This is a genomic window from Rhizomicrobium sp. (genome assembly GCA_037200045.1).
In the GTDB taxonomy this organism is placed as follows: domain Bacteria; phylum Pseudomonadota; class Alphaproteobacteria; order Micropepsales; family Micropepsaceae; genus Rhizomicrobium.
Window position 1 is genome coordinate 2,774,311 of sequence record JBBCHM010000001.1, and the last position, 25,897, is coordinate 2,800,207.

General features: G+C 66.7%; 31 protein-coding genes. 13 read left to right on the plus strand and 18 right to left on the minus strand.

Annotation, left to right across the window (positions count from 1 at the left end; translation table 11 throughout):
- Positions 1–99 precede the first annotated feature (99 nt).
- Positions 100–564 carry a hypothetical protein gene (locus WDM86_13585; protein MEI9991063.1) on the minus strand — a complete coding sequence of 155 codons (465 nt, stop codon included), beginning with the start codon at positions 562–564 and terminating at the stop codon, positions 100–102.
- On the minus strand, positions 561–1,364 hold the full coding sequence (locus WDM86_13590) for a crotonase/enoyl-CoA hydratase family protein (protein MEI9991064.1): 804 nt from the start codon (positions 1,362–1,364) through the stop codon (positions 561–563). The genes WDM86_13585 and WDM86_13590 overlap by 4 nt, the downstream gene beginning before the upstream one ends.
- Before the next feature lie 137 nt (positions 1,365–1,501).
- Here WDM86_13590 and acnA point away from each other — a divergent pair, with 137 nt between their 5' ends.
- Complete coding sequence (acnA, locus tag WDM86_13595; protein MEI9991065.1) at positions 1,502–4,213, plus strand: aconitate hydratase AcnA; 2,712 nt, start codon at positions 1,502–1,504, stop codon at positions 4,211–4,213.
- Here the strand turns inward: acnA and WDM86_13600 are convergent, their stop codons facing one another.
- The 9 genes from WDM86_13600 to WDM86_13640 all read right to left on the minus strand — a co-directional run bounded on the left by WDM86_13600 (position 4,214) and on the right by WDM86_13640 (position 10,884).
- On the minus strand, positions 4,214–4,654 hold the full coding sequence (locus WDM86_13600; protein MEI9991066.1) for a hypothetical protein: 441 nt from the start codon (positions 4,652–4,654) through the stop codon (positions 4,214–4,216).
- Complete coding sequence (locus WDM86_13605; protein ID MEI9991067.1) at positions 4,651–4,893, minus strand: type II toxin-antitoxin system prevent-host-death family antitoxin; 243 nt, start codon at positions 4,891–4,893, stop codon at positions 4,651–4,653. Before WDM86_13605 ends, WDM86_13600 begins: the two co-directional genes overlap by 4 nt.
- 48 nt (positions 4,894–4,941) lie before the next feature.
- Positions 4,942–5,454 (minus strand): GNAT family N-acetyltransferase, encoded by a 513-nt coding sequence (locus WDM86_13610; protein MEI9991068.1) that lies wholly within the window; start codon positions 5,452–5,454, stop codon positions 4,942–4,944.
- Positions 5,455–5,456: 2 nt separating this feature from the next.
- Positions 5,457–6,356 carry a LysR family transcriptional regulator gene (locus tag WDM86_13615; GenBank protein ID MEI9991069.1) on the minus strand — a complete coding sequence of 300 codons (900 nt, stop codon included), beginning with the start codon at positions 6,354–6,356 and terminating at the stop codon, positions 5,457–5,459.
- 22 nt (positions 6,357–6,378) lie between these two features.
- Positions 6,379–7,176 carry an ABC-2 family transporter protein gene (locus WDM86_13620; GenBank protein ID MEI9991070.1) on the minus strand — a complete coding sequence of 266 codons (798 nt, stop codon included), beginning with the start codon at positions 7,174–7,176 and terminating at the stop codon, positions 6,379–6,381.
- 2 nt (positions 7,177–7,178) lie between these two features.
- Positions 7,179–8,000, minus strand: coding sequence for an ABC-2 family transporter protein (locus WDM86_13625; protein MEI9991071.1), 822 nt, complete (start codon positions 7,998–8,000; stop codon positions 7,179–7,181).
- Positions 7,997–8,989 carry an ABC transporter ATP-binding protein gene (locus WDM86_13630; protein ID MEI9991072.1) on the minus strand — a complete coding sequence of 331 codons (993 nt, stop codon included), beginning with the start codon at positions 8,987–8,989 and terminating at the stop codon, positions 7,997–7,999. The genes WDM86_13625 and WDM86_13630 overlap by 4 nt, the downstream gene beginning before the upstream one ends.
- Positions 8,990–9,121: 132 nt before the next feature.
- The gene (locus tag WDM86_13635) at positions 9,122–10,396 is read right to left on the minus strand and encodes a S41 family peptidase (GenBank protein MEI9991073.1); all 1,275 of its coding nucleotides are present in this window, start codon (positions 10,394–10,396) and stop codon (positions 9,122–9,124) included.
- On the minus strand, positions 10,393–10,884 hold the full coding sequence (locus WDM86_13640; GenBank protein MEI9991074.1) for a MarR family transcriptional regulator: 492 nt from the start codon (positions 10,882–10,884) through the stop codon (positions 10,393–10,395). The genes WDM86_13635 and WDM86_13640 overlap by 4 nt, the downstream gene beginning before the upstream one ends.
- Positions 10,885–11,003: 119 nt before the next feature.
- Between WDM86_13640 and WDM86_13645 the strand changes: the two genes are divergently transcribed.
- From WDM86_13645 to WDM86_13655, 3 genes are read left to right on the plus strand one after another with little or no spacing between them, the layout of a single operon-like run.
- Positions 11,004–11,888 (plus strand): DUF1223 domain-containing protein, encoded by an 885-nt coding sequence (locus WDM86_13645; GenBank protein ID MEI9991075.1) that lies wholly within the window; start codon positions 11,004–11,006, stop codon positions 11,886–11,888.
- A gap of 19 nt (positions 11,889–11,907) precedes the next feature.
- On the plus strand, positions 11,908–12,252 hold the full coding sequence (locus WDM86_13650; GenBank protein ID MEI9991076.1) for a hypothetical protein: 345 nt from the start codon (positions 11,908–11,910) through the stop codon (positions 12,250–12,252).
- Positions 12,249–12,848 carry a hypothetical protein gene (locus WDM86_13655; GenBank protein MEI9991077.1) on the plus strand — a complete coding sequence of 200 codons (600 nt, stop codon included), beginning with the start codon at positions 12,249–12,251 and terminating at the stop codon, positions 12,846–12,848. The genes WDM86_13650 and WDM86_13655 overlap by 4 nt, the downstream gene beginning before the upstream one ends.
- Here WDM86_13655 and WDM86_13660 read toward each other — a convergent pair.
- Complete coding sequence (locus WDM86_13660; GenBank protein MEI9991078.1) at positions 12,774–13,130, minus strand: hypothetical protein; 357 nt, start codon at positions 13,128–13,130, stop codon at positions 12,774–12,776. The two genes, WDM86_13655 and WDM86_13660, sit on opposite strands and share 75 nt — an antisense overlap.
- 132 nt (positions 13,131–13,262) lie before the next feature.
- Between WDM86_13660 and WDM86_13665 the strand changes: the two genes are divergently transcribed.
- On the plus strand, positions 13,263–14,966 hold the full coding sequence (locus tag WDM86_13665; protein MEI9991079.1) for a bifunctional diguanylate cyclase/phosphodiesterase: 1,704 nt from the start codon (positions 13,263–13,265) through the stop codon (positions 14,964–14,966).
- Between the two features lie 55 nt (positions 14,967–15,021).
- Here WDM86_13665 and phaR read toward each other — a convergent pair whose 3' ends face one another.
- The gene (phaR, locus tag WDM86_13670; GenBank protein MEI9991080.1) at positions 15,022–15,624 is read right to left on the minus strand and encodes a polyhydroxyalkanoate synthesis repressor PhaR; all 603 of its coding nucleotides are present in this window, start codon (positions 15,622–15,624) and stop codon (positions 15,022–15,024) included.
- A gap of 240 nt (positions 15,625–15,864) precedes the next feature.
- Here phaR and WDM86_13675 point away from each other — a divergent pair, with 240 nt between their 5' ends.
- From WDM86_13675 to WDM86_13710, 8 genes are all read left to right on the plus strand, one after another.
- Positions 15,865–17,037, plus strand: coding sequence for an acetyl-CoA C-acetyltransferase (locus WDM86_13675; GenBank protein MEI9991081.1), 1,173 nt, complete (start codon positions 15,865–15,867; stop codon positions 17,035–17,037).
- A gap of 170 nt (positions 17,038–17,207) precedes the next feature.
- Positions 17,208–17,933 (plus strand): acetoacetyl-CoA reductase, encoded by a 726-nt coding sequence (gene phbB, locus WDM86_13680; GenBank protein MEI9991082.1) that lies wholly within the window; start codon positions 17,208–17,210, stop codon positions 17,931–17,933.
- 24 nt (positions 17,934–17,957) lie between these two features.
- Complete coding sequence (gene ccmA / locus WDM86_13685) at positions 17,958–18,563, plus strand: heme ABC exporter ATP-binding protein CcmA (GenBank protein ID MEI9991083.1); 606 nt, start codon at positions 17,958–17,960, stop codon at positions 18,561–18,563.
- Positions 18,560–19,225, plus strand: a complete 666-nt coding sequence (ccmB, locus tag WDM86_13690; GenBank protein MEI9991084.1) for a heme exporter protein CcmB — start codon at positions 18,560–18,562, stop codon at positions 19,223–19,225. Before ccmA ends, ccmB begins: the two co-directional genes overlap by 4 nt.
- A 44-nt stretch (positions 19,226–19,269) precedes the next feature.
- Complete coding sequence (gene ccmC, locus WDM86_13695; GenBank protein MEI9991085.1) at positions 19,270–19,992, plus strand: heme ABC transporter permease CcmC; 723 nt, start codon at positions 19,270–19,272, stop codon at positions 19,990–19,992.
- Complete coding sequence (ccmD, locus tag WDM86_13700; protein MEI9991086.1) at positions 19,989–20,138, plus strand: heme exporter protein CcmD; 150 nt, start codon at positions 19,989–19,991, stop codon at positions 20,136–20,138. The genes ccmC and ccmD overlap by 4 nt, the downstream gene beginning before the upstream one ends.
- Positions 20,135–20,668: a DsbE family thiol:disulfide interchange protein gene (locus WDM86_13705; protein MEI9991087.1), complete on the plus strand. Its 534-nt coding sequence runs from the start codon at positions 20,135–20,137 to the stop codon at positions 20,666–20,668. The genes ccmD and WDM86_13705 overlap by 4 nt, the downstream gene beginning before the upstream one ends.
- Before the next feature lie 39 nt (positions 20,669–20,707).
- Positions 20,708–20,965 (plus strand): hypothetical protein, encoded by a 258-nt coding sequence (locus tag WDM86_13710; GenBank protein MEI9991088.1) that lies wholly within the window; start codon positions 20,708–20,710, stop codon positions 20,963–20,965.
- Between the two features lie 10 nt (positions 20,966–20,975).
- Here the strand turns inward: WDM86_13710 and WDM86_13715 are convergent, their stop codons facing one another.
- The 5 genes from WDM86_13715 to dapF form a co-directional block, all read right to left on the minus strand.
- Positions 20,976–21,485: a MarR family winged helix-turn-helix transcriptional regulator gene (locus tag WDM86_13715; GenBank protein ID MEI9991089.1), complete on the minus strand. Its 510-nt coding sequence runs from the start codon at positions 21,483–21,485 to the stop codon at positions 20,976–20,978.
- A gap of 746 nt (positions 21,486–22,231) precedes the next feature.
- Entirely contained in the window at positions 22,232–22,786 is a 555-nt protein-coding gene (locus WDM86_13720; GenBank protein ID MEI9991090.1) for a septation protein A, read from the minus strand.
- Entirely contained in the window at positions 22,783–23,727 is a 945-nt protein-coding gene (ftsY, locus tag WDM86_13725; GenBank protein ID MEI9991091.1) for a signal recognition particle-docking protein FtsY, read from the minus strand. The genes WDM86_13720 and ftsY overlap by 4 nt, the downstream gene beginning before the upstream one ends.
- The gene (gene mtaB / locus WDM86_13730) at positions 23,724–24,965 is read right to left on the minus strand and encodes a tRNA (N(6)-L-threonylcarbamoyladenosine(37)-C(2))-methylthiotransferase MtaB (GenBank protein ID MEI9991092.1); all 1,242 of its coding nucleotides are present in this window, start codon (positions 24,963–24,965) and stop codon (positions 23,724–23,726) included. The genes ftsY and mtaB overlap by 4 nt, the downstream gene beginning before the upstream one ends.
- Positions 24,962–25,810 (minus strand): diaminopimelate epimerase, encoded by an 849-nt coding sequence (gene dapF / locus WDM86_13735; protein MEI9991093.1) that lies wholly within the window; start codon positions 25,808–25,810, stop codon positions 24,962–24,964. Before dapF ends, mtaB begins: the two co-directional genes overlap by 4 nt.
- Positions 25,811–25,897 lie beyond the last annotated feature (87 nt).

Consider the following 25,897-nt stretch of genomic DNA (forward strand, 5'->3'; position numbering starts at 1 on the left):
AAGCCTTCTTGTCTGCAGCCGCTCATGGCGCGCCGGTTCCATCGCCGGCACGACCCCCACAATGCTGTTAACAAGCGAATGGGGCGAATTTGGGACGTATCAGGGCACCAGAAGAGCGATGGCGATGCCCATAAGCGGCGCAATAAGCCAACCTTCGAGACTCTGCACCAGCACGACGTCGAAGGGATTGCCGATGACGGCGTTCATGAGCGGCAGGCGAATCAACGCGTCGCCCATGAGCAGGACCAGCAGACCGAACGCCAGGCCTTTGACGATGCGCGAGCGGCCGGGCAGCCTTTCCTTGAGCAGAATATAGGCCAGCACCTTTCCGGCCGTGGGCACGAGCGCGGTCAGTGCCGCGATGACGACGATTGTCGTCGGATAGGGTTGGTGCAGCGCGCCGTTGAGGCGGCCCATATCGGCCGCTCTTTGCACATAGGCCTCCGCCCAGCCCTGTCCGTAGAGAACGTGAATGGAAAAGCCGATCGCCGCCGCCACGACCACGGCACCGGCAATGCGCGCCACGGACAACATGCCGCCTTTGGATTCGATTTGCGCCGTCACAGGTCGTCGAACCTGCCGCCGCGGCCCTTGCCGCTGGCGAAGCGCGCGGCGCCGGCGCGCGACTCGCCGGTCTGCAACGTGGCCGTCCCATATTTGAATTCGTGCATCATCGCGTGGTGGTGATCGAAGTCCCATTGGTCGTAGACCGAGGCGCGGTCGCCCTTCATGCAGATCTCCGGGAAGCGCGAGATCTCGAGCGCCAGTTCCTCCGCCGCGCGGCGGCTGTCGCCCTTCGCCACGACGCGGTTCGCGAGGCCCCAGGCATAGGCCTCCTCCGCGCCGATCGGCCTTCCGGTGAGGATCAGGTCCAGCGCGCGCGACTGGCCGATGAGGCGCGGCAGGCGCACCGTGCCGCCGTCGATCAGGGGCACGCCCCAGCGGCGGCAGAACACGCCGAGCACCGCGTCCTCCTCCACCACGCGCAGGTCGCACCAGCAGGCGAGTTCGAGCCCGCCCGCAACCGCATGGCCCGCCACCGCCGCGATCACCGGCTTGAGCAGGCGCATGCGCGTGGGTCCCATCGGCGCGTCGCCGGAATGGGGATCGAAATGCTGGCTCGGCGCCGTCAGCCGGTTGCCGCGGCCCTCGCTCAGGCCCTTGAGGTCGGCGCCGGCGCAGAACGTGCCGCCCGCGCCCCACAGCACGGCGACCTTCTGGTCGTTGTCGTGTTCGAAGGCGAGAAAGGCCTTCACCAGCGCGTCTGCGGTCGGCCGGTCGACGGCGTTGCGCGCCTGCGGGCGGTCGATCACGACGGTCGTGATGCCGCCCTTGCGTTCGACCCGGACGTGCTCTGTTCCCATGGCAGATCCCCCCGCATCTTTCGCCAGTTTGTCACGGGCGGTCGCGCCCGGCCACCGTGACGTTGCGGGAGCTTGGATTTTGCGGGAAACGGGACTAATACCCGGCCCACTCAACCATCCTTGCGAAGGGCGCCCCCGTGACCCGCAGCCTCGACTCCTTCAAATCCCGCCGCACGATGACGGTGGGCGGCAAGCCCTATGCCTATTTCAGCCTCGCCGCCGCCGAGAAGAACGGCCTTAAGGGCGCGTCCCGGCTGCCCTATTCGCTGAAGGTGCTGCTGGAGAACCTGCTGCGCTACGAGGACGGCAAGACCGTCACCGCCGACGACATCAAGGCCGTGGTCGGCTGGCTCGACAAGAAGAGCTCCGACCGCGAGATCGCCTTCCGCCCGGCACGCGTGCTGATGCAGGACCTGACCGGCGTGCCCGCCGTGGTCGACCTGGCCGCGATGCGCGACGCGATGAAGAATCTCGGCGGCGATCCGGAGAAGATCAATCCGCTGGCCGAGGTCGATCTCGTCATCGACCATTCGGTGATGGTCGACAACTTCGGCCACAAGAATTCGTTCAAGAAGAACGTCGTCATCGAATATGAGCGCAATTCGGAGCGCTATCAGTTCCTGCGCTGGGGCCAGCAGGCCTTCGCGAATTTCCGCGTCGTGCCGCCGGGCACCGGCATCTGCCACCAGGTGAACCTGGAATACCTCGCCCAAACGGTGTGGACCCGCAAGGAGAAGGACGGCGCGAAGGCCGTCGAATACGCCTTCCCCGACACGCTGGTCGGCACCGACAGCCATACCACCATGGTCAACGGGCTCTCGGTGCTCGGCTGGGGCGTCGGCGGCATCGAGGCGGAGGCCGCGATGCTCGGCCAGCCGATCTCCATGCTCATCCCCGAAGTCATCGGCTTTCGGCTGACCGGCAAGCTGCGCGAGGGCGTCACCGCGACCGATCTGGTGCTGACCGTGACGCAGATGCTGCGCAAGAAGGGCGTGGTCGGCAAGTTCGTCGAATATTACGGCCCCGGCCTCGACGACATGTCGCTTGAGGATCGCGCGACGATCGCCAACATGGCGCCGGAGTACGGCGCGACCTGCGGCTTCTTCCCGGTCGACGCGGAGACGCTGCGCTACCTCAAGGCCACCGCGCGCAAGCCGGCCCGCGTTGCGCTGGTGGAGAAATACGCCAAGGCGCAGGGCCTTTATCGCACCGCCAAGAGCGCCGATCCGGAATTCACCGACACGCTGTCGCTGGACATGAACACGGTCGAGCCGAGCCTCGCCGGTCCGGCGCGGCCGCAGGACCGCGTGCCGCTGGGCAGCGCCGCGCATGAATTCGCCGTCGCGCTGATGAACACCTACAAGAAGGAAGACGACGCCAACCGGCGCGCCAAGCTCGCCGGCACCGAACATTCCATCGGCCATGGCGACGTCGTGATCGCCGCGATCACCTCCTGCACCAACACCTCCAATCCCTCCGTCATGATCGGCGCCGGCCTCGTCGCCAAGAAGGCGGTGGAACGCGGCATCAAAGTCAGGCCCTGGGTCAAGACCTCGCTGGCGCCGGGCAGCCAGGTGGTGACCGACTATCTGGAGAAGGCGGGGCTGAACACCTATCTCGACAAGCTGGGCTTCCAGCTCGTGGGTTACGGCTGCACCACCTGCATCGGCAATTCGGGTCCCCTGCCGGACAATGTGACCGAGGCGATCACCTCGGCCGATCTCGTCACCGCCGCGGTGCTTTCGGGCAATCGCAATTTCGAGGGCCGCGTGCATCCCTTGGTGCGCGCCAACTATCTCGCCTCACCGATGCTGGTCGTCGCCTATGCGCTGGCGGGCTCGATCAACATCGACCTGACCAAGGAACCGGTCGGCTACGACACGGAGAACGAGCCGGTCTATCTCAAGGACATCTGGCCGAGCCCGCAGGAGATCGCGGCGGCGATGCGCAAGGGCATCAAGACGTCCAGCTTCAAGGCGCGCTATGGCGACGTGTTCCTGGGCGACGCCAATTGGCGCAAGATCAAGGCGCCGAAGACCCAGACCTATCAGTGGCCGATGGCGTCGACCTATGTGAAGAACCCGCCCTTCTTCGAGGGCATGACGATCGAGCCGCAGCCGGTGAAGGACATCGAGAAGGCCCGCATCCTGGCGCTGTTCGGCGATTCCATCACCACCGACCACATCTCGCCGGCCGGCAACATCAAGGCGGCCTCGCCCGCCGGCCTCTACCTCCAGGAACGCCAGGTGCGGCAGGAGGATTTCAACTCCTATGGCGCGCGGCGCGGCAATTTCGAGCTGATGGAGCGCGGCACCTTCGCCAACATCCGCATCCGCAACGAGATGATGGGCGGCAAGGAAGGCGGCAACACGCTGTACTTCTCCGAAGGCGCGCCCTCGGGCGAGGCGATGCCGATCTTCGACGCGGCGGCGAAGTACAAGGCCGAGGGCATCGATACGGTCATCATCGGCGGCAAGGAATACGGCACCGGCTCATCGCGCGACTGGGCGGCCAAGGGCCCCAAGCTGCTGGGCATCCGGGCGGTGATCACCGAGAGCTTCGAGCGCATCCATCGCTCCAACCTGATCGGCATGGGCGTGGCGCCCTTCGTGTTCGCGGAAGGCAAGACGCGGCGCGACTATGCGCTCACCGGGCGCGAGGCGATCGACATCCCGGGCCTGTCGGGCGAGATCAAGCCGCAGATGAAGGTGACGGCGACGGTGCACTATCCCGACGGACGCACCGCGGCGATGCCGCTCTTCCTGATGATCCTGACCGCGGACGAAGTGTCCTACTACAAAAACGGCGGGATTCTTCAGTACGTGCTGCGCAATCTCGTGGCGGCGTAGTTAGTCGTCCCTGTGTACCAGCCTTGCAGTGCGATTGCGGCGATGCAGTAGGTATTGCTGTGCAACGCGTCGCAGAAGATCGCCGGGAATCCTGCCGTAGATCGGCGTCGGGGGCTCGTGGCGGGGAATGAAGCGGATGTCGGGTCCGGGCCAACGGAAGGCATTTGCTTCCCGCGTGACGATCCATGAGCGTTCGTCATCCAGGCCCAGGCGCCGTTTTACATCCCCTGGCAATTCTATGGCATCGCCGGCGTCCGCTGGCGGCGCATGCGTTATCGCCAGCGCCATGACTGTCGTCACGCCGTTCTCATCCGTTACGGCGAGTGCGATCGCCAATGCTGGGCGATCCTTCCAAGCTTCGAAATGGCCGCGATCGAACTCGTCGGCCCAAAGATAGGAAAATTGAAAGACGGTCCCGGGCGGCGGTGGCGGACCGATCAAGGAATCTCGCCGCGCGCGATGGCCTCAAGTTGCGGAATGAATTCGTCGGGCGTGTCTTCGGCCAGGAACGCGATACGGTCGCGACTCTTGAGCCGTTCGTATTCGTCAACCGATATCAGTACGTTTCGCGGGCGACCGTTTTTGGTGACGATCACCGGCTCGGACAGCGCGAGATCGCTATAATGCGAGAATTGGCGAACCAATTCGCCAGCCGTCGTCGTGTGTTTGTTCTTCGACATAGACATATAATACGAGAAATGCGTTAAATATGCAAATTCTGTATTGCGCTACAATATCAAGGCCATCGCGATATCGTCCTCGATCACGCCGTTCGGAAGTCGGACGCGGCCCTTGAAACGGCCCTCGACGACAAAGCCGAGCCTCTCATAGAGCCGGATCGCGCCGGCATTGCCTTCGCGGGCGAAGAGTTCGATGCGTGTGACGGACGGCGTCATCGCGCGCGCCGCCTCGATCAGTTGGCCGAACAGCAGAGTGCCCAGGCCCTTGCCTTGCCAGTCAGGATGCACCGCCACGGTCAGGTCGGTTAGCACGTGCCGAAACTGGCGCGATGCCATGCGCAGCGCATGGATTTCGCCGGCCAGCGTGCCGTCGCCGGCGAAGACGGCCCGGCTGATGCCGTCGCGCGACGCGCTTTCGAGAAAGCGCCGGACATAGGCGTCGTCGATCTCGTCCGGTGCGCGCGCCAATCCGCCGTCGGCGGCCGCGGCTGCGCGGTAGAGCGCCACGACTTGTTCCGCTGCATCCGCATTCAGCGCGGCGATGAGGAATTCGTCCGCCATGGTCACGCCGCCCGCGAGGTCGCGGCATAGGCGGCGAGGCTTTCCGCAAGGTGATCGAACAAAAGCCGCATGCGCTTGGTGCCGCGCAGATCCTTGTGCATGGCCAGCCAGATCTCGAGTTCGAATTTCAGCGCATCGGGGAGCAGCGGCACGAGATTGGACTCGCGCCGGCCGATGCCCAATTGCGTCACGCCGATCCCGAAGCCGGCGCGCAGCGCCGCAAGCTGGGCGAGATCGGCGTCAGTGCGAAGCGCGAACATTTCGCGCGTCAGCGGCAACCCGCCCTTGCGCAGCGCCTGGATGAACGGCGTCTCCTTGTCGAAGCCGATGACGGCGTGCGCCCGCATGTCCTCAAGGCTCTTCGGCGTGCCGTGCTTTTCCAGATAACTGCGATGGGCGAACAGTCCGAAGCCGATGCGCCCGATTTTCCTTGCCACCAGCGCGCCCTGTGTCGGCCGGACCATGCGCACCGCGATGTCGGCGTCGCGCCGCAGCAGATCCTGCGTCGCGTCGGACAGCACCAGTTCGATCGTAATGTGTGGATGCGCCTCGCGAAAGCGCGCCAGGATCGCGGGCAGCACCTCGCCGCCGACCACCACGCTCGCGGTCAGCCGGGCGGTCCCCCGCTCCTCGGCATCGGCGCCGGAAGCGGCGCGCACCAGTGCCTCCGCCGCGCTCGCCATCGCCTGGGCATGTGGCAGAAGCTGGCGCGCCGCCTGGGTCGGAAGAAGGCTGGCCTGCGATCGCGTGAACAGCGGCAGGCCGAGATCGGCTTCGAGCTGGTCGACGTGCCGCCCGAGCGTCGGCTGGGTCAGCGACAGCTTGCGCGCCGCCGCCGACAGACTTCCTTCCGTCATCACCGCGAGAAAGGAACGGTAGGTCTCCCATTTCGGCTCGGCCATACGCAAACGTATAGCACGACGCTCAGCTTCCCGTGCTGGTGTAGTGGCGGATGCCGACGCCCCAGACCGCCAGGGCGACGGCGAGGAACGCAAATCCGGTCGCCGGCGACAGCACCGCCGCCCAGGCGGGCACGCCGACATCACGGCCGAGAACGAGCGCCACGGGAAAATAGAGCGAACAGCCGATCGGCACGAAATAACAGAGGAATTTGCGGAACCAGGCGGCGTAGATGTCGAGCGGAAACTGCGCCGCCGCCTCGCCGCCATAGGTCAGCGTGTTGGCGACTTCGAGGCCCTCGGTCGTCCAGAAGGCGAGCGTGCCCTCCAGCGTCTTGAGCGCGAAAAACAGCGCCGTTCCGCCCGCCACCGACCACAGCAGCAGCAGTGCCCGGCCGATGCCCCAGTCAGGCCGCAGCAGCCACACCGCGACGGCCAGCGCGACCAGCCCTTGCGCCGTGCGTCCCATCGAACCGAGCGTGAAGTCCTGCGCGGTGATCTGCAGCGCCGTGCTGCGCGGGCGCAGCAGCAGCCGGTCGAAATTGCCTGTCTTCACAAAGAGCGGCCCCACGCCGTCGAAGCCGCGCGACAGACCGTCGGCCAGCGCGAAAGCGATGCTCGTGATGGCATAGAACAGGGCGACCTGCGCGAAGCTCCAGCCGCGCACATGGTGGAAGCGCTGGAACAGCACCCACACGCCGGCGAACTCCACGATGGTGACGAGGAATTGCGAGACGAGCCTCAGGAGGAACGCGGTCGGATAGAGCATCTGACCGCGCAGGCTGACGCCGACATAGCGCCAGTAGATCGCAAAGCCGTTCATGCTCAGCTTCCCTGCATGTCGATGCGCGCCATCACGCGGTTCAGCCACCAGCGGCCCAGAAGAACGAGCAGCCCGATCCACAGCGTCTGCGCCGCCAATCCCTGCGCCGCCATGCCGCCGGACAGCGCGCCGAAATAGACGCGGTAGGGAATATCGGCGAGGCCCGCGAAGGGCTGCCATAGAAGCGCGCCTTGCGCCCAGCCGGGAAACAGCGCCAGCGGAATCACCAGGCCGGAAAACAGATTGACCAGCCCCATCGAGAAACCGACGACACGCTGCGTCTTCAGCGCGGTGACGACGATGTTCAGCAGCACCGTCATCGCCGATGACAAAAGCGCGGTCAGCGCGATGGAGAGCACGAAGAGCAGCGCGGACAGGCCGCTTGCCGGCATGCGCCACGCCCAGTCATGCATCTGCGTCAGCGGCAGGAGCAGCGCCGCCAGGATGAACACCGGCCCGGCGCGCAGCGTCGTGTTGGCGACGCGCCAGGCCAGCGCGCGGGCGAACCACAGCAGATAGGTGTCGATCGGGCGCAGGCGCTCGTAACCGACATTGCCGCTTTCGACCGCGGCGGCGATCTCGGCGTCGGCGGCCCAGGGCAGCATGGCGAGAAACGCCTGACCGAGCCAGATATAGGTCACGACCTGCGCCAGGTTGAGCGGCTGGCGGCCCGCGCCGGCATAGAAGGCGACCAGCGTCATCACGCGGATGGTGCCGAACCAGAACTGCGTCGCGACGCCGGCCCAGGCGGCCGTGCGGTATTGCAGCATCAGCGAAAAGCGCGCCCGCAGGATCGAGAGATAGGGAAGGGCGGCGGCGCTCATGCGTCCACCGCGCCGTGCAGCGCGTAGAACCGCGCGATCACTTCCTCGATGCCGGGATCTTTTACGCGCATGTCGGCGATCTCGTGCGCCGCCGCGACGCGCGCGATCAGGATGTGGGCGGGCGTGCGCGATGGATCGAAGGCGAATTCGACGGTGCGGCCGTCGCGGCTGCGCACCGTCGCGCCCTCGACCGCGACGCCGTCCGCGTCGCCCGCGAAATCCACAATGAGGCGGCGTTCGCCCAGAACGTCGGCGCGCATGGCTTCGAAGCTGGAATCGCGCAGCAGCCTGCCGTTGCCGATGATGATGACGCGCCGCGCCAGCGCCTCGATGTCGTGCATGTCGTGGGTGGTGAGGAGCACGGTCACGCCCTTCTCGCGATTCAGCGTCTTCACGAAGTCGCGGAGCGCCAGCTTCGATACCGCGTCGAGGCCGATGGTCGGCTCGTCCAGAAAGAGGATGCGCGGCGTGTGCAGAAGCGCGGCCGCGATCTCGCAGCGCATGCGCTGGCCGAGCGAAAGCTGGCGCAGCGGCGTATCCAGGATCGGCCCGATCTTCAGCATCTCGACCAGCCTTTCGCAGGTCGCGGCGAATTTCGCCGGCGCGACGCGATAGATGTCGCGGAGCAGTTCGAAGCTCTCGATCACCGGCAGGTCCCACCACAATTGCGTGCGCTGGCCGAACACCACGCCGATCCGCGCGACATGGGCGATGCGGCTTTCCCATGGCACCAGGCCACCGACCTCGCAGCGTCCCGATGTCGGGCGCAGGATTCCCGACAGGATCTTGATGGTGGTCGATTTGCCGGCGCCGTTCGGCCCAACGAAGCCGAGGAACTCGCCCTCCTCGAGCGCGAAGCTTACCGAGTCGAGGGCTACGACCTCCTTATGCTGCCGCCGGAACAGGCCGCGAAAGGCGCCCACGAGCCCCGGATCGCGGACGGCGACGCGATAGATTTTGCCGAGATTCTCGACTTTTATCTGGGCCATCGCGTGCGTTCCCCCCCCAAACGCCGTCCGCGGCGGACGGGAAATCCCGCCACCGTTCGACACGCCAAAACCGAAGGGCGAACCTAAATTGTGGCTTGCGGCGCGGTCAAGCGACGCCGGGTCGGCGCGGGTTCACGGCGAAGCGGCCGCGCCGCTCGCAGCATCGCGCGGGAAGACCTCCCGCTCCGCCTCGCTGCCGTGCAACAACTCCAACGTCGATCCGGTCAGCCGGACGCGGAGGTCGTCGAAGCTTTCGACGCCGAAGACGCCGTCCGCGGTCATCGGCGTCAGGAGAAGGTCCTGCTGCCAGCGCGGCCGGTCGGCGCGATCGAGCCGCAGACCGTCGTCGGTGAGGCGCAGCGTGATGGTCCCATAGGTCCCGGCCAGCGCCTGAAGCGGCGCGCGGGCGATCGTCACCGGATGAAGACGCGCCTCGACGCCGATCCGCGCCCAGCGATATTCCGCGCGCGTCTCGGGCTTCAGATTCGGCGCGGCGCCGAGTTTGTCGAGCGCCGCGAGCATCGCGGCGTCCAGCGCTTGCGAGGCCGGCACCGCGATGTCGGGCTTGACGCCGACGCCCTCCCAATTGGTTCCGCTGATCGGGTTGACCGGGCGATGATAGGAAACGCTCAGGATGAAGCACGGCGCGATGGGGAATTTCCGGTTGTTGTTGGCGGCGCCGTAGGTCGTGCTGCCGACGATCGTCGCGGCGTGTTCCTGCTGCAGGCCATAGGCGACGGCTTCCGCGGCGGAGGCGACATGGCCGTCGACCAGGACATAATACTGCTTGTGACCGGGCCTGACGAAGGCCTTGGAGAAATAGTCTGCCGCATCGCTATCGCCGCCGCCGTTTTCGCGCAGGTCGAAAATGACCGCGTCGCCGTCCTTGAGGAATCGCGCCGCATCGTCATAGGCCGCGGCCGTGACACGCGGCGTCCAGTGGAAGGCTGTCAGTTTCAGATACCGGATGTTGCCAGGGAGTATGTCCAGCCGGGTGAGGCCGCTATGCTCGCGCAGGCTCACGGCGCGGTAATAGGCGCCAAGGCCCTTGTCGCTTTTCGGCGGCGCCAGGCTCGCGGCATATTCGCCGGGATCGCTGTCGAAATAGAGGTGTCCGTCATGGCTGACGGCCTGCAGATCCTCGGTGATCCGCTGCGCGAACACATCCGGATCGGCGACGTCATAGCGATGGGCCGCAAGCGCCTGCTCCAGCCGCGCGACGATCGGCGCCCGCCGCTCCGCGAAAACATAGGTCTTCCCGATCTTGTCCTCGATAGCGCGCACCGCGGCAAGCCGGTCGGCGGCGGACAGCGTGGCCGAGGCCGCCACGGCGCGCCCGCCGAAGGTCAAGGCGAGGACTGCCAGCAAGGCGACGGCGCCTCCAAGGACATTGCGTGAGAGCGTCATGAGGGGATCCTTGCCGGGTCGTCCGTTCGGGTCAGCGTTTCCATGCGTTCGCCGAACGGCCTCTTTTCCAGCGCGCCGATCGTCTCCCGCAACAACCGGGACAATGCGAAGGGCAATTCGGCATCGAGTTCGTCGGCCGCCGCATTCGTGGTCGCCCAAAACCGGCTGAGGGCCGGCACCATCGCCAGGGCGCGCCCGCTCAGCGATACGATGCGCTCGCGCCCATCTTCGCCGGCCTGCGTTTTCAACAGGCCCGCTTTTGTCATCTGGGCGACGGTCTGGCTGGCCGCGGAATGGGTGAGACCGGCTCGTTTCGCGATCGTCCGGATCGACGCGGAACGCGTTTCGAGCAGGGCGCGCATCACCGGCGTATAGCGCGGGCGATAGTCGAGGCCGGCGCGGACGTAGCGCTCCTCGACCGCGCCGTCGAGCAGTTCGAGAACATGTCGCAACAAGGTGCCGAGTGTCGGTTGCGAGGAAAGGCTCATTCGAAATTTGTAACAGCACTGTTATATCCGTCAACGCACGGACGAAGCAGGTTCCGGCATTCAAGTGGAAGTGACTGGAGGCGGCGGCGCTGTGATCCTATGGTCGCGCGATGGTACGGATGGCTCGTTTTCTTGCGCCTGCGTTCGCGGTTTTTCTTATCGCGGGGCTGCATGCTGTTCGGGCCGATCCGGCCCAGCGGCCGGTGGTGGTCGAGCTCTACACCAGCCAGGGCTGCAGTTCCTGTCCGCCGGCGGATGTCCTGCTCGGACGGCTGGCGCAGCGGCCCGGCGTGATCGCGATCAGCCTGCCGATCACCTATTGGGACATGCTGGGCTGGAAAGACACGCTGGCGAGCGAAGCCAATACGCGCCGGCAGAAGGCCTATGCCGCCGCGATGGGCCATGGCGGCGTCTACACGCCGCAGATCATCGTCGACGGCGTGACCGACGTGGTGGGAAGCCGCGCCGGCGCGGTGGAGGCCGCTATCGCGGAACGCCGCGCCGAACTGGTGCAATCCCAGGCGATGGCCGCACAGGGCGAGATGGCGCGTGTCCGCGTCGAAATCGATGCCGAACGCCCCGCGGAGGTTGCGCGTGGCGTGCCGGCCGCCATGCCGGTCGCGGTGATGTCTCCGGCGCCGCCCGTTCCGGCAGGCGACCCCATCGTGCCGGTGTCGCTGCGCGAGACGCCGCAGGACATGCGCATCGACATCGGCGCCGTGCCGGGCGCGCAGAACGCGACGGTCTGGATGTTCCATCTGCGCTCCACGGTGAGCGTGAACATCCCGAGCGGCGAGAATGCGGGCCGCACCGTCACCTACCGCAACGTGGCGGGCGATCCGCGCGCCGTGGGCGTTTATCGGGGCAAGGCGTTGTCCCTCACGCTGCCCAAGGCCGGCAACGCCCCGCATGATGGCGTGGCCGTCATCGTGCAGCAGGGCGGCTATGGCCATGTCCTGGGTGCGGCCCTGCTCAGCCGGCCGGATTACTACGCCGAGCGATAAGCTCTAGAATCCGCCCGCTATGGCGCTGTTCTTCGATTCGGTCTGGTTCGACGCGCGGCTCGCTTCCGCGGGCCTTACCCGCGCGACCGTCGCCGCGGCGCTCGGGCTGACCGAGGCGCAGGTCGCGGAGTTGTGGAAGGACCAGCGCGAGATGTCGGCGAACGATGTACGCGTGCTGTCCGCGCTCCTCGCCGTGCCGGCGGCGGAGATCGCGGACCGCGCCGGGATATCGACGCCGGTGCCGAAAGAGGCGGCCGCCGACGCCGTCGCGTTGCGCGAGTTGAGCGAGCGCGTGGCGCGTGTCGAAGGCGCGCTCGCGGAGATCAAGTCGCTGATCCTGGCGCTGGGCGCGAAGGCGCCGTGATCGCGCGCGCCGCGTCCCTGCTGTTGCTCGCCTCCAGCCTGGCGGCGTGGCTGGTCGCGTCCGGCGCAAGGCCGCCCGCGCGCGTCCACATCCGCTTCGCGGCCATCCTGTTCGCCGCGCTTGGCGTCGCGTCGCTGGCGGTCGAGGCCGCGGCACCGGCGATCGCGCTGCTCGTCCTGCCGATCGGTTCGAGCGTGCTGGTGCTCGGCGCCGCCGCGGCACGGACGCGGCCGCTGGAGCCGGCCCTCGCAGCGGCCCTGCTGGCGGCGGTCAGTCTCGCGGCGCTGGCTGCGGCGGTCACGGGGATGGCCGCGCTTTCGCTTGCGCCCGCCGCGCTTTGCGCCGTCGCCATCGGCGTGCTGGGCGTCCGGAGCGCGGATCGGCTCGGTGCCTTTCAGGGTGTGGCGGCGTCGATGTGCTTTCTCGGCGCCGCGTCGGCCTTCGCCCTGGAAGGGGCGGGAGCGGCCCTGACGCTGTTCTGTGCCGCCGGACTTCTGGGACTGGCGCTGGCGCTGTCGCGATCAGGTGCCGTGGTCGAAGAACGCACCGGGCGCGATCTGCGCGGCGTCGCGATAGGCCGCCGTCGTCCGGATTGAGGCGCGCTCCTGCGCGTCCATCATGACCTGGCCCAGGACCTGGGCGACGAAAGCGGGGTTCAGGCGTGGGCCGTTCCAAAGCGGCTCGCGGGCATGCGTGCCGAGTTGGGACAGTTTGTCCGGATCGCGGCGACGCTCGGCGGTGGGGCCGCGCCGCTCTTCGCTCGCATCTCCGCTGCCCAAGGCGCTGGAATGATTGGCTTCCGCAACGCCGCGCGATGCCAACCGCGCGCGCAGGACGGGCGCGCTGATCGTCACGTTCGGGGTCGACAAAGGGCTCATAACCGGTCCTTAAGGCAAACCCCGCGCCGCGCCCGACCGTTCCCATCATTGCTCGCGCAATTACCAGTTTTTTAAGCCCCTGGCGGCATGATCGGCGTCCATAAGGCCGCAAAACGGCCAGGGATGGTGGATGTGAGTCAGCCGCTTCAGAAGAAGCCAGCCGACGGTTTGAAGGCGCTAACGGCGGCCGAACAGATCGAAAGGCTGCGCTTGGCCCTTTTGGGCTCCAGCGTCGCGGGGTTCGATTGGACCATCGCGGACGATCGCATCGTCTGGGACGGCGCGTTGGAGATCATCCCCTATCACACCGATCCACAGCGGCTGGCGCGCGGCGCCGCCTTCACGAGCTGGCTGAGTCCGGAATCGCGGGGCCGTCTCGCCGCCCTGATCGACACGCGCACGCCGCAGGATACGCAGTTCGAGCTGTCGCTCGAAGCCTCCACGGCGATGGGTTCGATCTGGCTGACCATGGTCGGCCTGCGCAGCGCGCGCCCTGACGGGCGCAGCGAAAGGCTGACCGGCCTGTTGCGCGTGACGACCGAGAAGCAGCGCGAGATCCAGCGCCTGACCTATCTGGCGACGCGCGACGAACTCACCGGGCACCTCAACCGCAATTCGCTGCGCGCCGAGCTGACCCAGGCGATCGACAAGGCACGCGCCGAGGACCGGCATTGCGCCTTCATCGTCGCCTCGATCGACCGGCTGGCGATGATCAATGACGGCTATGGCTTCGACGCCGGCGACGAGGTGATCGTCGCGGTGGGCGAAAGGCTGGCGCGCACGCTGCGCTCCAGCGACATCATCGGCCGCACCGCCGGCAACAAGTTCGGCGTCATCCTCAGGAACTGCAGCCAGCGCGAGATCGCGGTCGTGGCGGAGCGGCTGCGCGCCGCGGTGCGCAACCATGTGATCGACACGCGCTGCGGGCAGGTCTCCGCGACCACCTCGGTCGGCGCGGTGTGGCTGCCGGGCGGCGCGGCGTCGAGCCAGGAAGCCATGCTGCGCGCCGAGGAATCGCTCGACCGCGCGCGCAGCGCCGGACGCGACGGCTTCCACTCCTACGAGAAATCCCCGCTGCGCGAGGGCGCGCGGCTGCGCCTGATGGCGATCGCCGACGAGGTCGTGGCCGCGCTGAACGACGGGCGCCTGCTGCTCGCCTATCAGCCGATCATCCACGCCAAGGAACGCACCGTCTTCAAATACGAGTGCCTGCTGCGCATGCGCCGCGGCGACGGCTCGATCGCGACCGCCGGCCAGTTCGTGCCCGCCGCCGAACAGCTCGGCATCGTGGGCCTGATCGACCGCCGCGCGCTGGAGATCGCCGTCGCGACCTTGCGCGCCAATCCCGACGCCCAGCTCGGCGTCAACGTGTCCGGCACCGCGGCGGGCAATCCCGCCTGGCTCAACAGCTTCGTCGACTATGTCCGCGCCAATGCCGAGGTTGCGCCGCGCCTCAACATCGAGCTCACCGAGACCGCGGCGCTGCATCACTTCGAGGAGAACGCGCAATTCATTTCGCAATTGCGCGACCTCGGCTGCACCATCGCGATCGACGATTTCGGCGCGGGCTACACCTCGTTCCGCAATTTGCAGATGCTGCACATCGACATGGTCAAGATCGACGGCGCCTATATCAAGGGCCTGTCGTCCTCGCCGGAGAACCAGGTGTTCGTGCGCACGCTGGTCAGCCTCGCCAAGAACTTCAACCTGAAGGTCGTGGCGGAGTGGGTGGAGTCCGAAGAGGACGCCAAGCTGCTCGAAGCGATGGGCGTCGACTACTTCCAGGGCTTCTTCTTCGGCGAGCCGCTGATCGAGCCGGAGTGGCTGAAGCGCTGACCCGACTGGATCCCGGATCGCCTTCGGCGTCCGGGATGACTTCGCTGGCGCGAAGTCATTTCCGCTGGCTGAGCTCCGCGAGCTGCTTGCGCATCGCTTCGATCTCGCTCTTGAGCTCGCTGATCTCTTCCGAGGGCTTGGGCTTCGGCTCGGCCGAGCCGTTGGCCTTGGTCTCCTCTTCCGTCGCGGCGCGGCGCGTCGCGGCGAAGGGCGAGAACATCGACATGGCGCGCTCGAACATCGCCATGTTCTGGCGCGTGAGGTTCTCGATCACCTGGCCCGAGCCGCCGAACGCCTCGGCGAGGCGGTTGCGCATCGCTTCCTGGTTCTTGGCGAAGCCCTCCATGCTCATGTCGAGATAGCCCGGTACGAAGCTCTGCAAGGAGTCGCCGTAGAAGCGGATGAGCTGGCGCAGGAATTTGATCGGCAGCAGGCTTTGGCCCTTGGCCTCTTCCTCGAAGATGATCTGGGTGAGAACCGAGCGGGTGATGTCCTCGCCGGTGCGCGCGTCGCGCACCTCGAACTCGGTGCCCTCCTTCACCATCGACGCCAGATGATCGAGCGTGACGTAGCTCGACGTCTGCGTGTTGTAGAGCCGGCGGTTCGCGTATTTCTTGATGACGACAGGCTCTTGAGCCTTGGGGTTTTCTTCCGACACGGGCTCATCTCTTTTGATTTGTGGGCGTTTCGCGTCTCTGCCGGACGCTCGATCGGGATTAAAACAACTACACGGAAATCCTCGTGTAAAGGGCCGCTTGCGCAGGCGCAACATGGGGTTGCACAGGGGTCCGACACTAACTATCTGAAAGCATAGGCCGATTTGGCGCAGTTTACCGCTGCTCGCATTCGCGGCATTTTGCTTGGAATCCGCATCAAGGCGGATTTTCGGGAGGTTCTGGTGGAAGAAGTGGTCATCGTATCGGGCGCGCGTACGCCCGTCGGCGCGTTCAACGGCTCATTCGCGAGCGTTCCCGCCCATGAGCTCGGCAAGGTCGCGATCAAGGCGGCGCTGGAGCGCGCCGGGGTCAAGCCGGCGGACGTCTCCGAGGTCATCCTCGGCCAGGTGCTGACCGCGGCGCAGGGCCAGAACCCGGCGCGCCAGGCCTCGATCCATGCCGGCGTGCCCGTCGAAACGCCGGCCTGGGAAGTGAACATGGTGTGCGGCTCGGGCCTGCGCGCGGTCGCGCTCGGCGCCCAGGCGATCGCCCAGGGCGACTCGGCGATCGTCGTCGCCGGCGGCCAGGAATCGATGAGCCAGTCGGTCCACGGCGCCTATCTGCGCGCCGGCCAGAAGATGGGCAATCTCGAATTCATCGACACCATGATCAAGGACGGGCTGTGGGATGCCTTCAACGGCTACCATATGGGCGTCACGGCGGAGAACGTGGCGCGCGAATGGCAGATCACGCGCGAACAGCAGGACCAGTTCGCCGTCGGCTCGCAGAACAAGGCCGAGGCCGCCAAGAAAGCCGGCCGCTTCAAGGACGAGATCGCGCCGGTGACCGTCAAGGAGCGCAAGGGCGAGAAGATCATCGACACTGACGAATACATCCGCGACGGCGCCACGCTGGAAGCGATGGCGGCCCTGAGGCCTGCCTTCCAGAAGGACGGCACGGTCACGGCGGCCAACGCGTCGGGCATCAATGACGGCGCCGCGGCGCTGGTGCTGATGAGCGCGAGCGAGGCCAAGAAGCGCGGCCTGAGGCCGCTGGCGACGATCAAATCCTGGGCCCAGGCCGGCGTGGATCCCAAGGTGATGGGCTCGGGTCCGATCCCGGCCTCGCGCAAGGCGCTGGAGAAAGCAGGCTGGAAGGCCTCCGACCTCGACCTGATCGAGGCGAACGAGGCGTTCGCCGCGCAGGCCTGCGCGGTGAACAAGGACATGGGCTGGGACACCACCAAGGTGAACGTGAACGGCGGCGCTATCGCCATCGGCCATCCGATCGGCGCCTCGGGCGCGCGGGTGCTCGTCACCCTGCTGCACGAGATGCAGCGCCGCGACGCGCATAAGGGCCTCGCCACGCTCTGCATCGGCGGCGGCATGGGCATCGCCATGTGCGTCGAGCGGTAGCAATATCTGGTTTGCGGAAAGCGACGGAGCGATCCGCTGCTTTCTTTAGTTTCCGCTGGGTTCGAAAGTAACAAGCGTATCTGTCGCGGCGGCAGTTTATTGCGCGACCCCGAACGTCCGGGCTATGTGCTAGACAATGACAAAATCCAACAGGGCATGGGAATAACGGCATGGCACGGGTGGCATTGGTGACGGGAGGCACGCGCGGCATCGGCGCGGCGATTTCGGTCGGCCTGAAGCATTGCGGCTACAGCGTTGCCGCGAATTACGCCGGCAACGACGAAGCGGCGGCGAAGTTCAAGGCCGAGACCGGCATTCCGGTGTTCAAATGGGACGTCGGCAACGCGGCGGCCTGCGCCGCCGGCCTCAAGGACGTCGAAGGTGCGCTCGGGCCCATCGACATCCTGGTCAACAATGCCGGCGTCACCAAGGACGCGATGCTGCACAAGATGACGACGGAGCAGTGGGACGACGTCATCCGCGTCGATCTGGGCTCGATGTTCTATATGACGCGCCCGCTGATCGAGGGCATGCGCGAGCGCGGCTTCGGCCGCATCATCAACATCTCCTCGATCAACGGCCAGAAGGGCCAGATGGGCCAGACCAACTATTCTGCCGCCAAGGCCGGCATCATCGGCTTCACCAAGGCGCTGGCGCAGGAGACCGCCAGGAAGGGCGTCACCGTCAACGTGATCTGCCCCGGCTATATCGACACCGAGATGGTCCAGGCGGTGCCGGAAAAGGTGCTGGCCGGCATCATCGCGACGATTCCCGTCGGCCGCCTCGGCAAGGCCGACGAGATCGCCAAGATGACCTGCTTCCTCGCCTCCGACGACGCCGCCTTCATCACCGGCGCCACCATGACCGTCAACGGCGCGCAATACATTGCGGGCTGAAAGCCGTTCGGGCCATAACGCGTCATGGCGAGGGCTCTGACGGTCGACAAGCTCACCTGCATCCGCGGGCAGCGCGTGCTGTTCCGCGCTTTGAGCTTTCGCGTCGAGCCCGGCCAGGTGCTCAGCCTCGAAGGCGCCAACGGCGCGGGCAAGACCTCGCTGCTGCGCATGATCGCCGGCTTCATCGCGCCGGCCGCCGGCACCATCGCGATCGGCGCGGTCGACGACGCGGAAGAGCGCGGCCGCCAGATCGGCTGGCTCGGCCATCACGACGCCGCCAAGCCGCAGCTCACCCCGCGCGAGGTGCTCGGTTTCTTCGCGCGGCTCTATCGGATCGACGCCGACATCGCCGCCGGTCTGGGCGAGGTCGGTCTGGGATCGCTCGCCGATTTGCCCTGCCAATATCTCTCCGCCGGACAGAAAAAGCGTCTCGCCCTCGCGCGGCTGAAGCTTTCGCGCCGCCCCGTCTGGCTGCTCGACGAGCCGCTCGCGGCGCTCGACGCCGACGGCAAGGGGCGCGCCGCCGGATTGGTGCGGGCACACTGCCTCGCCGGCGGCATCGCCGTGGCCGCGACGCATGAGCCGCTGGGCTTGGCCTGCGAGCGGCTGACCTTGGGAGCGGCGGGATGAGCCCGTTTGCGGCCCTCCTCCTGCGCGACATGCGTCTTGCGACCCGAGCCGGCGGGAGCGCAGCGCTGGCGCTGGGATTCTTCGCGGCGGTGGCGACGCTGGTGCCGCTTGGCGTCGGCGCGGATTTGAAACTGCTGGCGCGTGTCGCGGCCGGCGTGCTCTGGGTCGCGGCGGTGCTCGCGGCCTTGCTGTCGCTCGACCGCCTGTTCCAGGCCGATTTCGAGGACGGGAGCCTCGATCTCATCGCGCTGTCGCCGCTGTCGCTCGAAGCCGTCGCCGCCGCGAAGATCGCGGCGCATTGGCTGACGACGGGATTGCCGCTGACGCTGCTGTCGCCGCTGCTCGGATTGATGTTCGGCCTGCCGGCGCCGGCGATCGCGATGCTGACCGTCTCGCTCCTGATCGGCACGCCATCGGTCAGCGCGCTGGGCGCGATCGGCGCCGGACTGACGTTGTCCGTCCGCCGCGGCGGGCTGATCCTGCCCCTGCTGGTTCTGCCACTGCTGGCGCCCACCGTCATTTTCGGCGCCGGCGCGGTTCAAGCGACCCTGGATCACCTTTCCAACGGCGCGTTGCTGTTGCTCGCTGCCTTCTCGGTCGCCGCCACGCTGCTGTCGCCCTTCGCGGCCGCGGCGTCCGTGCGGCTCAACCTCGCAGGATGATGCCCATGCTTGCGGCCCCATTCGCAACGGCCTAGATCGCACCCATGGCAAGCCTTTTCACCTACGCCAATCCCAAGCGCTTCATGGATATGAGCGCGTGGCTGCTCCCCTGGCTCGCGGGCGCGACCGTTCTGGCGCTGGGCGCCGGCGTCGTGCTCGGATTCCTCGCCCCGCCCGACTATCAGCAAGGCGACACGGTCAAGATCATGTTCCTGCACGTGCCGGCGGCGTGGACGGCGATGATGGGCTATGGACTTCTGGCGCTCGCCTCGCTGTTCGGACTGGTGTGGCGTCACCCGCTGTCCGACGTCGCCGCGAAGGCGGCCGCGCCGCTCGGCGCCGTGTTCACGCTGCTCGGCCTGATCACCGGCTCGCTCTGGGGCAAGCCGATGTGGGGCGCCTGGTGGGTGTGGGATGCGCGGCTGACCTCCTTCCTGCTGCTGCTGTTCCTCTATCTCGGCCATATCGCGCTGTGGAACGCGTTCGAGGACGAGGTCCGCGCCGCGCGCGCCGCCGCGATCCTGGCGCTGGTCGGTGCCGTGAACCTTCCGATCATCGAATTCTCCGTCGACTGGTGGACGACGCTGCACCAGGGCGAAAGCATCTTCCGCGCCGGGGGGCCGAAGATCGCCGGCGTCTTCCTCTGGCCGCTGGCCCTGATGGGGCTCGGCTACACGCTTCTCTTCGTCACGCTGTGGACGATCCGCATACGGACGGAGATCCTGGAGCGCCGCGTCCGCTCCCTGCTGCTCGAGGGCACGGCATGAGCGATGTCCTCGCGATGGGCGGATACGCCGCCTATGTCTGGCCCGCCTATGGCGTGTCGGTGCTGCTGCTGGGAGGCGCGATCGTCGTCACGCTGCGCGCCTATGCCCGCGCCAAGGCGCGGCTCGCGCTGTTGGAGAAGCCGTGAAGCGCCTGTTCTACATCCTGCCGGTGCTGGCGTTCCTGGGGCTCGGCTGGTTCCTCTATGCGAGCCTGCGAACCCCGCCGCCGGCCGCGATGCCGTCGGCCCTGCTCGGCAAGCCGGCGCCCGCGCTGACGCTTCCGCCGCTCGACGCCAAGGCCCAGGGCTTCGGCCCGTCCGACCTGGCGGGCCGGGTCACGCTGGTCAATCTTTTCGCGTCCTGGTGCATTCCCTGCCGGGAAGAGGCGGGCGAACTCGCCGAACTCGCGCGCGCCCGCGGCGTGCGCCTGATCGGCATCGCCTACAAGGACAAGCCGGAAGCGGCGCGCGCCTTCCTCGACGAGTACGGCAATCCGTTCGAGCGGATCGGCCTCGACGCCGATGGCCGCGCCGGCATCGAATGGGGCATCTCCGGCGTGCCGGAGACCTTCGTGCTCGACCGACACGGCATCGTGCGCGGCCGCTTCGGTCCGCTGACGCCGGACGGCATGGTGATGGACATCCTGCCGGCCATCGCCAGCGCCGCGACGTACTGACTTAAGACTTCGGCAACCATGATTTGCCAGAGTTGGCCGATGCAGCTCAGCGCCGCCAATCTCCTCATCGCCTCCCAGCAGCTCGCGCGCGGCGCCCAGCGCGCGGCGCCTGACGCGCAGGCAAAATTCGCCTCGGCGCTGGCGCAGGAGAACGGCGCCGAAGCGACGGACTTCGCGCCCATGGAATTCAAGCAGACCGCGCCGCCCAAGGCCTCGCCGGCCGGGCCCGCCCAAGGTCCGGCGGCGGGCTACAACATGTCGGGCAGGCTCGGCGCCAACCTCGATATTCGCGTTTAGCGGTAAGGATTTACGTCCGGCGGCGGCGGCCGCGGCCCTTGGGCGCGGCATGGCCGTTTTCGGCATAGGCGTCGCCCGCCGAGGCGACCAACGCCAGCAGCTTGACGAATTTCTGCCGCTCGGTCGGCGGCAGCGGATCGAGCAGCGCCTTCTCGGCGCGCTCGGACGCGGTGCGCGCCGCGCGCAGCGCCTTGCGCCCGACCGGGCTGATGCCGACGGAGTTCGCGCGCTGGTCTTCCTCGGTGCGTTCGCGCGAGAGCAGTCCCTTGTCGAGCATGCGGCGCACCATCTCGGCGAGCGTCGAGCGGTCGATGCCGGTGATCTCGACGAGCGCGGTCTGGCTCACGCCCTCATTGTGTTCGAGCGCGGCGAGCAGCGTGAACTGCTGCTTGGTCAGTTCGGCCGAGCCGGACTCGTGCGCGTAGAGATCGCCGAAGAATTGCGCGCAGCGCTTCAGAAGATGAGACGGCGACTCCGATAGTGCGAAGCCGCCATTCGCCTTGCGCTGACCTTTCGTCATTCAACACCCCTGCAGGACGATCCGCCAGCGTTGTTCGCCATGTCGCGATCATCAGGCACCCGATATCGGGTCGCATGCTCGATAAAAAGACTAGACGTCCCCAAGCCCCGTCACAACTGTCTCTAACGCGTTTGATGGCGCGTTTGCAACGCAAAGATTCGGACTGGTATTTTGTTTTGTGACCGTGTGCATCAGATTTCGCCACGCAGGACGGATGTGACGCGCGTCGCCCCGTCGCCAGGTCCGCGCTTGGTTCGGCATGTACCGGATGGAGACACAACGGAACGTCATGTCGGCGGCGATCGCGGCCATATCTATTACACAAATCCGAAAATCGTTTCGGCTTCGGTCGTTAGGTTCGGCGAGCGCATTCTCTTGTGCCGCCGCGCAAACGAACCGCGCGCGGCGGTGCACCCACCGGCGATCTTGAGGGACGCGAGATTCCACAAGACGGCGCGCGTGGAAGCTTCGTGCGGGGTCGTTCCGGAAGTCTGCTCGACATCTATTCCGTCACAAGGCCGAGCCGGTTGCAACCGACGCATCGCGCCGGGCTGGACACGAAACGATATGGCGCAGGCGCCGAAAGCCCCGCTATCCGGCTGTTTTCGTGGGACGATATTCCGTGGACGGAGATTGCATTCCCGGGCGCGCACCGCGCATTGCAACATGGACGCGAGTGCAAGGGCGCAGCCATCTTCGCGTCCTAATCGAACCCGCCCGGAAGAAAACGAAAATCCCGGACGGCGTCAGCCGCCTTCCTTGTCCTGCGGCATGTGCTTCATCAGGATCGGCGCCTGGAGCAGGCCGAAGACGAACACCAGGGGCATGGTGATCCACACTTTGAACGTCACCCACTGTCCCGTCGAGAAATTTCGCCACACGATCTCGTTCAAAAAAGCCAAGCCGGCGAAGAACACACCCCAGCGCCAGGTCAGCGTGCGCCACGCGCTCTCCGGCATCTCGAATTCGAACGACAGCGCGTATTTTATGAAAAGCCGGTTGAAGGCGAGACCGCCGAGCAGCACGGCGCAGAACGTCGCATAGATGATCGTCGGCTTGATCTTCAGGAAGGTGTCGTTCTTCAGCCAGAGCGTCAGCCCGCCGAACACCAGCACGATGACCGCGCTGAACAGCGTGATCGCCGACAGTTTCTTTTCCAGCCAATAGCCGGTGGCCAGCGACACCAGCACCAGCACCATGAAGGTGCCGGTCGCGGCATAGATGCCGAAGAACTGGAAGGCGAGGAAGAAGGCGACGAGCGGACCCAGGTCCAGCAGCATCCGCCGCAATTGCGCGTTCATCGTGCCCCCGTGAGTGCCTTGGCGAAATTCGCGGCGTTGAACGGTTGCAGATCGTCCACGCCCTCGCCGACGCCTATGTAGTGGACGGGCAAGGCATATTTCTGCGCCAGCGCGGCCAGGATGCCGCCCTTGGCCGTGCCGTCCAGCCGGGTCATCACCAGTCCGGTCAGCGGTACCGTGTTCTTGAAGCCCTCGACCTGGCTGATCGCGTTCTGGCCCGTCGTGGCGTCCAGCACCAGGAGCGTGGCGTGCGGCGCCGTCGGGTCGAGCTTTTTGATCACGCGCACGATCTTCTCCAGTTCGGCCATCAGCCCGGCCTTGTTCTGCAGCCGGCCGGCAGTGTCGATCAGAAGAACGTCGGCGCCGCTCGCGCGTGCCCGCTCCAGCGCTTCATAGGCGAGCCCCGCGGCATCCGCGCCGGCGCCCTTGGCCACAACCTCGGCACCGGTCCGCTGTCCCCAGATGTTCAACTGTTCGATCGCCGCGGCGCGGAACGTATCGCCCGCCGCGAGCACGACTTTCGCGCCATTGGCGGCGAAGCGCTTGGCCAGCTTGCCGATAGTGGTGGTCTTGCCCGTCCCGTTCACGCCCGCGACCAGGATGACGAAGGGCTTGATGGCGCCGTCCACAACCAGCGGCTTCTCGATGGGTTGCAGGACCTTCAGCAATTCCGCGCGCAGCGTCTCGCGGATATCGTAGTCGCTGACGTCGAGGCCGAAGCCCTTGTCGCTGACCGCCTGCGCCAGCCGCGCCGCCAGCGCCGGGCCGAGATCGGCCTTGATCAGCGCCTCTTCCAGTTCGCCGATGCTGACCGCATCGAGCTTCCGCTTGGTCACGATGCCCGCGATGCTGTCCGACAGCCCCGCGGTGGAGCGCGACAGGCCGGCTTTCAGCCGCTCGAAGAAGGTGGGCGGCGGAGGCGCTTCGCCGAAATCTCTCATGCCGCGAGCGCTCCCGACAGTTTTCCGTCGACGAGACCGGCGATGTGCGCGGAGACGAAGCTGCCATGGGAACAGCCGTCGATCCGGACCGGCGCGAAACAGGGCGTGCGGCCGATCCCGCCGCGCTCGACAAGAAGGGTCTGCGTCGTGCCGACCAGTGTGCGATGGCGCGCGGCGGCGACTTCTTCGCCTTTGGCGCGCAAGGCGGCAGCGCGATCCTTGATTGTCTGCCGGTCGAGCTGCGGCATGCGCGCGGCCGGCGTGCCGGCCCGCGCGCTGAAGCGGAAGACATGGAGGTTCGACAGGCCGGCCTCGTCCACAAGGTCCATCGTGCGCTGGAACATCGCGTCCGTCTCGGTCGGAAAGCCGGCGATGAGGTCGGCGCCGAACGCGGCGTCGGGCCTCAGCCGGCGCACGGTCTGGCAGAACGCGATCGTGTCGGTCCGGCCATGGCGGCGCTTCATGCGCTTGAGGATCAGGTCGTCGCCCGACTGCACCGAGAGATGAAAATGAGGCATCAGCCGTTCCTCCTCCGCGATGGCGCGCATCAGTTCGTCGTCCGCCTCGATGCTGTCGATGGAGGAAAGCCGCAGCCGTTTTACGTCGGGAACCAGCTTCAGGATCTTGCGCACGAGCCCGCCCAGCGTCGGCGCGCCCGGCAGGTCGGCGCCATAGGCGGTGAGGTCCACGCCCGTCAACACCAGTTCGGGATAGCCCGCCTCGGTCAGCCGCCGCGCCTCGGCGATCAAGGCGCCCATCGGTACGCTGCGCGAATTCCCGCGCCCGAATGGAATGATGCAGAAGGTGCAGCGGTGGTCGCAGCCATTTTGCACCTGCAGGAAGGCGCGGGTGTGGCCCTCGAAGCAGTCGATCATCTGCCCGGCGGTCTCGCGCACCGAGAAGATGTCGTTGACGCGCACGCGCTCGGCGTCGGCCTCGCGATAGACGCGCGCCTGGAGCTTTTCGGCATTGCCGAGCACGAGATCGACTTCGACCATCGAGGAATAAGTATCGGGCTCGCTCTGCGCCGCGCAGCCGGTGACGATGATACGCGCATCCGGCCGCTCGCGGCGGACCCGGCGGATCGTCTGACGCGACTGGCGCACGGCCTCCGCCGTCACCGCGCAGGTGTTCAGGATCACCGCGCCGTCGAGCCCGGCCTCGGCCGCGCGGGCGCGGATCGCCTCGGACTCATAGGCATTCAGGCGGCAACCGAAGGTGATGATCTCGTTGCTCACGCGGCCAGCGCCTTCAGATCGATCTCGCCCTTGAATACGCGCGTGGAGGGGCCGGTCATCAGGATGTGCTCGTCGCCTTCGCGTATCCGAAAATGCAGGACACCGCCGTCCAGTTGGATATCCATCTCGCGTCCGGCCAGTCCGCGACGGTAGGCTGCCGCTGCCGCCGCGCAGGCGCCGCTGCCGCAGGCCAGCGTGACGCCGGCGCCCCGTTCCCATACCCGCATGCGCAGCCGGTTCGGTGCCATCACGCTCACAAACTCGACATTGGTCTTCTTCGGAAATAACGGATGCCGTTCGATGGCCGAACCGAGTTCGACGACCGGAACGACCTCGGCGTTCTCAACGAACGAAACAAAGTGCGGGTTGCCCATCGAAAGCGCGGTGCCCGGCACTTCCGTCCCATGATGCCCGGCATCGTGCAGGACGAGGACCAGCGCTGCCGTGTCCATCGGCCTGGCTAGGGGGATGTCAGCCCAGTCGAATTTCGCCGCGCCGAAATCCACGGTCACGTTCCCGCCGCCGGCATCCGTACAGAAGAGCGGCCCGCCGCGCGTATCGATACGCAACTCCGTCCTGCCGGTTTCCTCCATCAGCAGCCGCGCGACGCAGCGTGTGGCATTGCCGCATTGTTCGGCCTCGCTGCCATCGGGATTGCGGATCTCCATCGCCGCGTCGGCGCCCCCGGTGCCGGGACGGATCACAATCACCTGATCGCAGCCGATGCCGCGGCGGCGGTCGGCCACCGCGCGGGCGGCAGCCTCGTCCAGCGCAAGCCCTTGCTTTCGCGCGTCGAAGACGACGAAATCGTTGCCCAGCCCGTGCATTTTCAGGAACGGCGTCATGGGGCGGTATATAGGCGTGGGCGCCGCCCGGGGCCAGTGGCGGATTGACCTGTGGCGCGGCGCTTTCCATACAGGCTCGGCACGAGG

Excerpts from the sequence above, each read along its gene's own strand:
- ftsY (MEI9991091.1), bottom strand. The coding sequence starts at position 23,727 with ATGAGAGATTTCGGCGAAGCGCCTCCGCCGCCCACCTTCTTCGAGCGG.
- WDM86_13715 (MEI9991089.1), bottom strand. The coding sequence starts at position 21,485 with ATGACGAAAGGTCAGCGCAAGGCGAATGGCGGCTTCGCACTATCGGAG.
- WDM86_13615 (MEI9991069.1), bottom strand. The coding sequence starts at position 6,356 with ATGGCCGAGCCGAAATGGGAGACCTACCGTTCCTTTCTCGCGGTGATG.
- WDM86_13590 (MEI9991064.1), bottom strand. The coding sequence starts at position 1,364 with ATGGGAACAGAGCACGTCCGGGTCGAACGCAAGGGCGGCATCACGACC.
- phbB (MEI9991082.1), top strand. The coding sequence starts at position 17,208 with ATGGCACGGGTGGCATTGGTGACGGGAGGCACGCGCGGCATCGGCGCG.
- WDM86_13640 (MEI9991074.1), bottom strand. The coding sequence starts at position 10,884 with ATGAGCCTTTCCTCGCAACCGACACTCGGCACCTTGTTGCGACATGTT.
- WDM86_13720 (MEI9991090.1), bottom strand. The coding sequence starts at position 22,786 with ATGAACGCGCAATTGCGGCGGATGCTGCTGGACCTGGGTCCGCTCGTC.
- WDM86_13645 (MEI9991075.1), top strand. The coding sequence starts at position 11,004 with ATGGCTCGTTTTCTTGCGCCTGCGTTCGCGGTTTTTCTTATCGCGGGG.
- WDM86_13605 (MEI9991067.1), bottom strand. The coding sequence starts at position 4,893 with ATGTCGAAGAACAAACACACGACGACGGCTGGCGAATTGGTTCGCCAA.
- WDM86_13710 (MEI9991088.1), top strand. The coding sequence starts at position 20,708 with ATGCAGCTCAGCGCCGCCAATCTCCTCATCGCCTCCCAGCAGCTCGCG.
- ccmA (MEI9991083.1), top strand. The coding sequence starts at position 17,958 with ATGGCGAGGGCTCTGACGGTCGACAAGCTCACCTGCATCCGCGGGCAG.
- WDM86_13660 (MEI9991078.1), bottom strand. The coding sequence starts at position 13,130 with ATGAGCCCTTTGTCGACCCCGAACGTGACGATCAGCGCGCCCGTCCTG.
- WDM86_13635 (MEI9991073.1), bottom strand. The coding sequence starts at position 10,396 with ATGACGCTCTCACGCAATGTCCTTGGAGGCGCCGTCGCCTTGCTGGCA.
- WDM86_13630 (MEI9991072.1), bottom strand. The coding sequence starts at position 8,989 with ATGGCCCAGATAAAAGTCGAGAATCTCGGCAAAATCTATCGCGTCGCC.
- WDM86_13610 (MEI9991068.1), bottom strand. The coding sequence starts at position 5,454 with ATGGCGGACGAATTCCTCATCGCCGCGCTGAATGCGGATGCAGCGGAA.
- WDM86_13620 (MEI9991070.1), bottom strand. The coding sequence starts at position 7,176 with ATGAACGGCTTTGCGATCTACTGGCGCTATGTCGGCGTCAGCCTGCGC.
- WDM86_13650 (MEI9991076.1), top strand. The coding sequence starts at position 11,908 with ATGGCGCTGTTCTTCGATTCGGTCTGGTTCGACGCGCGGCTCGCTTCC.
- WDM86_13625 (MEI9991071.1), bottom strand. The coding sequence starts at position 8,000 with ATGAGCGCCGCCGCCCTTCCCTATCTCTCGATCCTGCGGGCGCGCTTT.
- ccmD (MEI9991086.1), top strand. The coding sequence starts at position 19,989 with ATGAGCGATGTCCTCGCGATGGGCGGATACGCCGCCTATGTCTGGCCC.
- ccmC (MEI9991085.1), top strand. The coding sequence starts at position 19,270 with ATGGCAAGCCTTTTCACCTACGCCAATCCCAAGCGCTTCATGGATATG.
- ccmB (MEI9991084.1), top strand. The coding sequence starts at position 18,560 with ATGAGCCCGTTTGCGGCCCTCCTCCTGCGCGACATGCGTCTTGCGACC.
- dapF (MEI9991093.1), bottom strand. The coding sequence starts at position 25,810 with ATGACGCCGTTCCTGAAAATGCACGGGCTGGGCAACGATTTCGTCGTC.